The sequence below is a fragment of the Phyllobacterium sp. genome (assembly GCF_037994425.1).
Taxonomy (GTDB): domain Bacteria; phylum Pseudomonadota; class Alphaproteobacteria; order Rhizobiales; family Rhizobiaceae; genus Phyllobacterium.
The window spans coordinates 20936-28548 of sequence record NZ_JBBNAM010000021.1; the positions used below are offsets into that span (position 1 = coordinate 20936).

The following is a 7613-nucleotide window of genomic DNA, read 5'->3' on the forward strand; positions in this document are numbered from 1 at the left end:
TTGAAATTCTGTGTTCCGCCCCTGTCAATCAATATAGCAATGATACGGTCGTCTACCATCTTCACACCACACGGCGCTTTCGACGCCATTGCATTGCCACCCGGCGTTGATGCGCCTATCCACCTTTGACTCACCCGAAACCGTCTCCAACGAGCAAGTATTGGCGTCGCTTCTGCAGTGCGGATCAACGCTCTGCCGAACTGCAGCCCAAGCTTGCCAATTATGACGTGAGTGGGCCTTGATTCAGATCAAGCCGCTGGCTGGCCCACCTGATAAGATCGCTTTCGGTCGAGGCTGGAGATGTGTGCCTTGTCGTAAAGTTCACGAATGCAATCGGTGAAGGCCGTCAAATGATTCATGACCAAGATGAGACCATCGAGTTTTTGAAGCATGCCAGAAACTACGGATTGGACGGTCCGGTCGAGATATTGGAAACCCATATATCCATCATCTTTCTGGTTGCTGACAAAGCGTTCAAACTTAAGCGCGCGGTCAAGTTACCCTATGCAGATTTTTCCAACCCCGCCGAACGTCTCTCGTTTTGCTTGAAGGAAGTAGTACTCAACAGTCAAACGGCGCCCGAGCTCTATTTGGGTGTCCGCCGCGTTACCCGCGCTGAAAGCGGAGCCCTTTGCTTCGACGGTTCGAAAGAAACGGTCGACGCCGTTGTCGAGATGAAGCGCTTTCCGCAGGAGCATCTGTTCGATCGGATGGCAGAAGCAGGTCGACTTACGCCGGCGCTGATGGATGCGACCGCCGGAATGATCGCCAATTTCCATCAGAACTTGACACCTGTTCATGCCGGCAGTGGCTCAGCCAACGTTGAAGCCGTGCTTGACATCAATAAGCGCGGGTTCGCGACCAGCCGCGTCTTCTCCGACCACGAAGTCCAAATTTTCGACGATGCGTTCCGAACAGCTTTTGAAACCCATCGACGACACCTGGACCGCCGTGAGGCAGCCGGCATGATCAGGCGCTGTCACGGGGATCTTCATTTGCGTAACATCTGCCTCACTGAAGGCGGCCCGCGACTCTTCGACTGCATCGAGTTTAACGACCAGATTGCAACTGTCGACGTCCTATATGATCTGGCGTTCCTCCTGATGGACCTTTGGCACCGCGACTTGCACGACCATGCCAATCGAGTGATGAATCGATACCTCGATGCAACCGGTGACGAAGACGGTGTTGCATTGCTGCCTTTCTTCATGGCCTTGCGCGCAGCCGTCCGTGCCCATGTCGTCGCGACCCAAGCGGAAGTGACTGTCGACAAATCCAATAGTCTTCGGCAAGAAGCGAGGTCGTATTTCGACCTCGCCCTTGATTTGCTTGGGCCACCGCTGTCCATCCTGATCGCGATCGGAGGATTGAGCGGATCCGGCAAATCCACCATTGCGGAAGCGCTTGCCGCACATGCCGGGCCGGCACCGGGAGCGCGGATATTCGAAAGCGATCGCGTCCGCAAAGCAATGTTTAGTGTTCACGCTACCGAAAGACTTAGACCCGAAGCCTATAAACCAGAAATTTCCGACACCGTTTACAAAATTCTTTGTGACAATGCCAAAACCGCATTGAAATTGCGGGGAACGGTCATTGTCGATGCTGTTTTTGATAGGCCCGGCACTCGGGATTTGATCGAGCAGGTTGCGAATGCAGCGGGGGTAACTTTCGTCGGGATCTGGCTCAGTACCGACCATTCGACACTAGCGTCCCGCATTAAAGCGAGAAGAAACAGTGTGTCAGATGCGACTGTTGAAGTGCTCCACATGCAGGAAGTTAACGATGTGGGCGCAGTCGATTGGCGGCATATCGATGCCAGTCGATCGGTCGATGCTGTTGTCCAACTCGTTCAGCATGAGATCAGCATCGCGTGCAACCGTGCTTGCCGAATTGGGTAGCGCACATCGGCGCAACCACGGATGGCGTGGCGGAACCTTACAGCATAGGAATGGCACGGTTCAGTGAGGGGTTTCTCGAGAAGCTGCTTGATGGGTCTTCTTCAGCAGTTTGTCTTCCCAGCACTTAAAGCCAGTGGTCCATCATTTCACTGCCTTATGGCCAGTCGTTTCGGCGACCAAAACGCGGAAATAGATGGGTTGCACTGCCCGCACATGATCCCGAATGACAGTTTTCACATAGGCCGGCTCCCACCACTGAGCTCGTTTGCTGAGGAGTCCATAGGCCACATTGCGGGCGTCGATTGTATCCGGATCAGTGGCCAGTTCTTCATATTGCCCAATGATGAGTACGCTCTGCCAATCATTTGTTGCCGAAACGTGGTCGAATTCTACGCAAACTTTTGGGTTGCTCCGCATCCATTCAACCTTGCGCCCGAATGTCGTGAATGCGTAAAGAGCCCCAAGATGATAGACAAAATTCAGCGGGACGATGTAGGGCTGGCCATCATGCACGCAGGCCAGCCGCCCCACGGTGGCGTTCTCGATCACTTGCATGATTTCGAATTGATCCATCTCGATTATTTGCACGACCTATGCTCCTTGTTGCAGTTGCGCTTCGCTCAACGAGCCATGAGGACGGGCAGATTGGCCGTATCGATCATGGATCTGGTCACACCGCCAAAAATCCACTCGCGCGTGCGCGAATGTCCGTAGCCGCCCATGACGATGAGATCAGCGCCAATGTCCGTTGCATGTTGCTTGAGAACATCTGCGATTGACTTGCCTGCGCTCGGAAGACGGTCGACTGTGACCTTGGCCCCATGATGTGCGAGATAGGCGGCAATGTCGGCACCGGGTTCGGGACCATTGCCGATCGAGCTGGTGTCGGGGTCGACCAAGGTCACGTGAACCTCTTCAGCAGAAGCCATGACGTCGAGGGCCTCCCGGGCAGCACGAACGCATTCGACGCCGGAGTTCCATGCCAGAAGCACGCGCTTGGGTCGCAAAGTGGGCTTGCCGCCGTGCGGAATAATGAGAATCGGTCTGCCCGATTCAAACAAAGCGCCGTCGACGACAGTTGTTTTCAGGAGGTCATTGCGGAGCAGGCTGGCGCCAATGATCGTTGCATCGGCATATCGCGCGTGCCTACCGATCACGTGGCCGATCCTCGCAGCTTCAGGATATTCGTCAATCACCGTGGCCGAAATATTGGCGTTCTTCACCAGTGTCTCCACCGCGTCGACCCTTTTACGGAGGGCTCCAAGATCCTCGTGACGCTCTTTCACCCAGACATCTGCAGTACCGATCGGATAGTCACCAAGTGGTGGAAGCGATGCTATCGCAATCACCAGTACCGATAATTGCGCGTTGATCTCAGAACAGAGCTCGATTGCGGTTTTTAGATCGTCGTCATCCTGCTTTATATTGATGACGCTCAACAGGGTTTTGAAGTTCATGTTGCTTCTCCCGGATCGGTTGAAATCTTGTTGCATTTAAGTAACTCCGAAATCGCAGATCGGCATTGCGCTGGATCAAAATGCATGACGTCCCGAATTGACGCGCATCAATTCGTGTCCCCTAGAATCGCGGAAACTGACGAAGCTGCGGAAAAGCAATCAGGGTGCCCAAGGAAGCTTTGCCATGAATTGCCTCGCGCTCGATTCCACTATTGAGAGTCAAACCCGGAAAGATTGCCCATGTTGTTCCGGCCATCTGAATTTAAAACCATAGGTCGCTCTCGCTGATGCCAATCCTTGGGCACGGACGAGCGATGGGGGATCTTTTGTACGCCTGTCCACGTCGGCCGCTACTCCGCCGCGTTTGCCCATTTTGTCCGGGAACGGTCCGCGGTACTCAACCGTATGCAGTCAGCGTTCATTTCCGTGTCGCTCTTTCTCGCCAGTACCGTTGCGGACGACAAAGAAGAGCCAAGGAATTACGCATTGAAACTCATCAAGGAAACAGCCTGGAAGCGACGGACAATGCTCAACCGTGCCGGCGCTCTCAAATACACGGAATACTACTTTTCTCAAACGCTGGATGCGCAAACGCATCACAGCCACCGAGGACGGGCCGATTGACGGGATGGTTTGTTGCGCGAGGCCCCGCGATTTTGGTGTCCTCAGCTTCCGCATGGTGTTGGTTCATGTTTTCTCCAACCCATATTTCAGTGAGCGGTGAGAGCCCATGGTTTGCGGGCCGATTAAGATTGGCCGCTTGATGACCACGCTCTTTGCCAGGCTCCTTAGGATGATGCAACGAAACCAATCGTCCAATGCATCATGAATACGGAAGCGTCGTGCAATCGATCCTTTCGGCCGTGGTGGCGGGTCTTCCCCGATCGCCTACGATCTCAACATGGGGTCCCCGCACCGTTGAGGTACACGGGGCGAAATGTCATGGCGAAGATGCAGGCAAAAAGCCTACCGCAGTTGGTGCGGATGGCACTCAATGCAAATTCCGTCTCAACTGACATACAGGACACCCAATACTATCGCGCAGATAAGATTGGGTATCCTGTGGGGATCGATCTTTCGACCGACCCCCGAGGATTTACTTGGCGGCGTCGGTCATTGTCGTGCCGAGGAAGGTAAAGGTACTGCTCAGGCTGGTGCCGAGAGTTCTTACACCGGCGATAATGCCAACCGAAATGAGGGCAGCGATCAGGCCGTATTCGATGGCCGTTGCGCCAGATTCGTCCTTGAGGAAGCGTGCGAAGAGTTTGCTCATTGTCTTAGTCCCTGTTTGGTTTCTATTTGTTGGGCGGTTTCGTCTGAACCGTCCTGACCATAGATTGCCAGTAATTGCAGGGTCCTTAAGCGGCATGGTTACTGAGAAGTAACTGAATTTCTTGATTAATTTGTCTTTGCTCCAGACGATTAATTGTGATTAAAAATTGACGGAATCAAAGGTTTGTTGTGGGGTGCAAGAAGTCGTGCAGCCTTCGGTTGTCAAAATTTTCCTTACTCGTTCATGGGCGCGTTGTATGCTTAATTATGGGATTGGCATGAGGCCGATTCTCCAACGCTGTTCATTCCATATCACATGAAACCCGCTAAACCATTTACCGTCGAAATCAAACGTAACGGCCGCAGGAAGTCAGTAGGCGTACCGCACCCGATCTGGGACACAGAGGTGCTGCGTAAAGCTACAGAAGCTGTGGTTGAAAGCGATAAAGCAAATGGCGAGTCGCGTCCGGACCAACCCCAGTAGATTCGCCTTGTGAAGCACCTGGATATACCGACGATCCGTGTGTTGGCATCAAGTGGCGCGGGGGTCAGATTGAAAATATCAATCTTCCGTGAGGGTCCCGAGACGTTGATTCTTTAGCGGTCCGTTTTGTGTGATGGCCGTAAATCCTTGCCCGGTCGGCGACAGCATTCGGGCCGCCTGCATTAAAACGCATGCCTGTCGGGCCACGCACAAAAACGATGCTCGAATTCGTAAACTCGTACGCGCAGTCCGTATCGGGCCGCCGCGCTATTCGGTCGAGGACAAGCCGATCATTTGTCCAGCCGACAAGTTCCATCGCCTCCTGCGCATCGGCTCTAATGGCAACGTGATCTCGTGCCAGTAATAATACGTTGACCGTGGCGGGCCTCTCAACACCAGAAGCCCTCCTTCTTCCGCAAGCTTCCCTAGATCGGCAATCGTTAAAAATGTTCGAAGTGCGCGTGCAGCGTAGAACCTTTGAGAAATCAATGAAGAACGCCCAGAGGCGCAACGGTCAAGTGACGTGGTTGAGCCGTGAGATGGCGGTAGGTGCAGAATGCAGCGTTACCGTGTCGCCCTCTTTTGGATTGCCCATAATTGAGGCGACATGCATAGCAGCTATGCATTAATGACGATTGAGTAGATCCAGTCACTCGATTAAACAGCATGCAGTGGATGTGGTCTCCTCCCATTTGCCGCATCCGCTGTTCCCCTCTGGAGGTTTTTTGACCTTCACAATTAAGCCGGGCTTTTAAGTCCGGCTATTTTTTTGAATTTCTGATTGCCGCGCGGATGTCTTTTGCGAGAACCCGCATGTTGCGCGCGAGCCGCTGGGGTTATTGCCTCCACCGTCATTATGATGGTAACGCCAGACCTCATCGTCCAGTATTAACGTGAATTGACGGATAGCTTCGGCGGGCGCAAGATTTTGGTGTTGCATGCCTAACAATTGGCAACATCGAGGCGCGGTTTGTTGCTTCCTTTCTCCTCGGACTGCGCCTCGCCTTCTCGCTAGTTCACGGCTAGCTCGTATTGACGACAACGCGGGTAATTGTTGCGATCGATTATCTTCGGCAAAATAGGCTGGCTGGATGACCCCCGGCATGAGGCCCAGCTCACTGTTCCCCAAGGGTGGTTTGTTGGGCCTCACCTTTAAAGACGTTTCGCCTCTATCTTGATGAGCGTACCAGCAGAATAGTCAGTAGCCTTGAGCAGTTGGGCAGTAAAAAGCGGGTCTGAACTCTTGTTGGCCAGGTGCGCTTCGCTTATGCGGCTCCCCAAGCATTCCTCGCAAACATTGAAAGACTCACAGACGATCGGGTGTGGTTAACACCGAGCAAAGGAACTGCGCACCAACCAACTGTCGATCGAGCCTGCGATCGCCGCATCGCCGATTAACGAAATCTTTCCGCGCGATATCTCGGCTTTCAAGGTGGTCAGTCCAATCCACGCCGAGGTCATGGCTTTGAGATCGGCCGAGACAAAGAGATCGACATCGTGACAAGGATCAAGCCAGCATAAATCAACGGGCATTCCGGGCTTCGCTATCAGCCAATAACTTTGCTCATTCTTTGGCAGTTCCGGATAAGTGAATTCGATGACACTGCGTTTGGATGATGGAAAGGCGCTGCCGTTGATCTTGCGACGAATGTTCCACATCAATAGTTTCGCATCGAGGTTTTCCAGCGTCACCTCCGCATCGACGTTGCGGTGAGCCCATTTGCCAAGCGCTTCGACGATCGGTGCAAGCTCATCAGCGATCTTTGTCGTGGTGTAATTTATTTCACCTGTTGATGGATTTTCCGCGCGCGCAACGAGACCTGTTGCTTCCATCTTTCGAAGCCGCTTTGACATGAGCGTCGGCGACATGCCGGGGACGCCGCGGCGAATTTCGTTAAAGTGGGTCGACCCCGACCACATTTCGCAAAGAAGCAATAGCGTCCAGCGGGGTTCAAGCACCTCGCACGCTTTTGCCACTGGACAAAACTGCTTGTAGCCGTTGCTTGCCACCGGACCATCTCCAAAGCTGAATCATGCGGTCTAACGCCCGGCGCGTCCAGTCTAGAAAGTGTAGCGCGCGATTTGCAGTCGTAGGCCTTTCTTGAAGTGGACCCAACTTTAGTATCGGGGCCGGAGGCCACAGCGGGCGTGGTATGGAATTCGCAGCCCGGCTTATCTCATAAGGCCTGTGGACGCGCCTTCGAGGCCCGCTCAGGGAACTTCGCACCTCGGCTGAGGCGGGAAAGGTTTGCGCCGCTTTGACCGTGATTTGGGCTGTCGGGTCGTGTACAACGGAGAATATTCGCACGGGAGGACTACCATGCGCATTCGCATATTGATCGTCCTGATGGTGCTCCTGGCTGGAGCCTGCACATCCGCGCACGCTCAGCCGATGTCAATCGCTGTGTTTGCTTTCGAACTGGAAGACAAGAGCGCCGGGGCAGGTATCATTCCACCCGATGCGCACGACAAGCGCTATCTTGCCGAGTCTCAACAGGTTGC

The 7613-nt window shown here is 53.8% G+C and carries 6 protein-coding genes and 1 pseudogene; 3 read left to right on the plus strand and 4 right to left on the minus strand.

The window, feature by feature from the left end:
* Nucleotides 1-350: 350 nt before the first annotated feature.
* Nucleotides 351-1898: an AAA family ATPase gene (locus tag AAAB35_RS01085; RefSeq protein WP_340666404.1), complete on the plus strand. Its 1548-nt coding sequence runs from the start codon at nucleotides 351-353 to the stop codon at nucleotides 1896-1898.
* A 141-nt stretch (nucleotides 1899-2039) separates the two neighbouring features.
* Here the strand turns inward: AAAB35_RS01085 and AAAB35_RS01090 are convergent, their stop codons facing one another.
* Entirely contained in the window at nucleotides 2040-2471 is a 432-nt protein-coding gene (locus AAAB35_RS01090; protein ID WP_340666405.1) for a pyridoxamine 5'-phosphate oxidase family protein, read from the minus strand.
* A gap of 47 nt (nucleotides 2472-2518) precedes the next feature.
* Nucleotides 2519-3355: a universal stress protein gene (locus AAAB35_RS01095; protein WP_340666406.1), complete on the minus strand. Its 837-nt coding sequence runs from the start codon at nucleotides 3353-3355 to the stop codon at nucleotides 2519-2521.
* 297 nt (nucleotides 3356-3652) lie between these two features.
* Here AAAB35_RS01095 and AAAB35_RS01100 point away from each other — a divergent pair, with 297 nt between their 5' ends.
* The gene (locus AAAB35_RS01100) at nucleotides 3653-3979 is read left to right on the plus strand and encodes a flavodoxin domain-containing protein (protein ID WP_340666407.1); all 327 of its coding nucleotides are present in this window, start codon (nucleotides 3653-3655) and stop codon (nucleotides 3977-3979) included.
* Nucleotides 3980-4451: 472 nt separating this feature from the next.
* On the opposite strand, the gene AAAB35_RS01105 is transcribed toward AAAB35_RS01100, so the two are convergent.
* Nucleotides 4452-4628, minus strand: a complete 177-nt coding sequence (locus tag AAAB35_RS01105; RefSeq protein ID WP_340666408.1) for a Flp family type IVb pilin — start codon at nucleotides 4626-4628, stop codon at nucleotides 4452-4454.
* A 1809-nt stretch (nucleotides 4629-6437) separates the two neighbouring features.
* The gene (locus AAAB35_RS01110) at nucleotides 6438-7121 is read right to left on the minus strand and encodes a helix-turn-helix domain-containing protein (protein ID WP_340666409.1); all 684 of its coding nucleotides are present in this window, start codon (nucleotides 7119-7121) and stop codon (nucleotides 6438-6440) included.
* 310 nt (nucleotides 7122-7431) lie between these two features.
* Between AAAB35_RS01110 and AAAB35_RS01115 the strand changes: the two are divergent.
* Nucleotides 7432-7613 (plus strand): annotated as a pseudogene (locus AAAB35_RS01115) (hypothetical protein); the annotation flags it as partial.

Excerpts from the sequence above, each read along its gene's own strand:
- AAAB35_RS01085 (WP_340666404.1), top strand. The coding sequence starts at position 351 with ATGATTCATGACCAAGATGAGACCATCGAGTTTTTGAAGCATGCCAGA.
- AAAB35_RS01090 (WP_340666405.1), bottom strand. The coding sequence starts at position 2,471 with ATGGATCAATTCGAAATCATGCAAGTGATCGAGAACGCCACCGTGGGG.
- AAAB35_RS01095 (WP_340666406.1), bottom strand. The coding sequence starts at position 3,355 with ATGAACTTCAAAACCCTGTTGAGCGTCATCAATATAAAGCAGGATGAC.
- AAAB35_RS01105 (WP_340666408.1), bottom strand. The coding sequence starts at position 4,628 with ATGAGCAAACTCTTCGCACGCTTCCTCAAGGACGAATCTGGCGCAACG.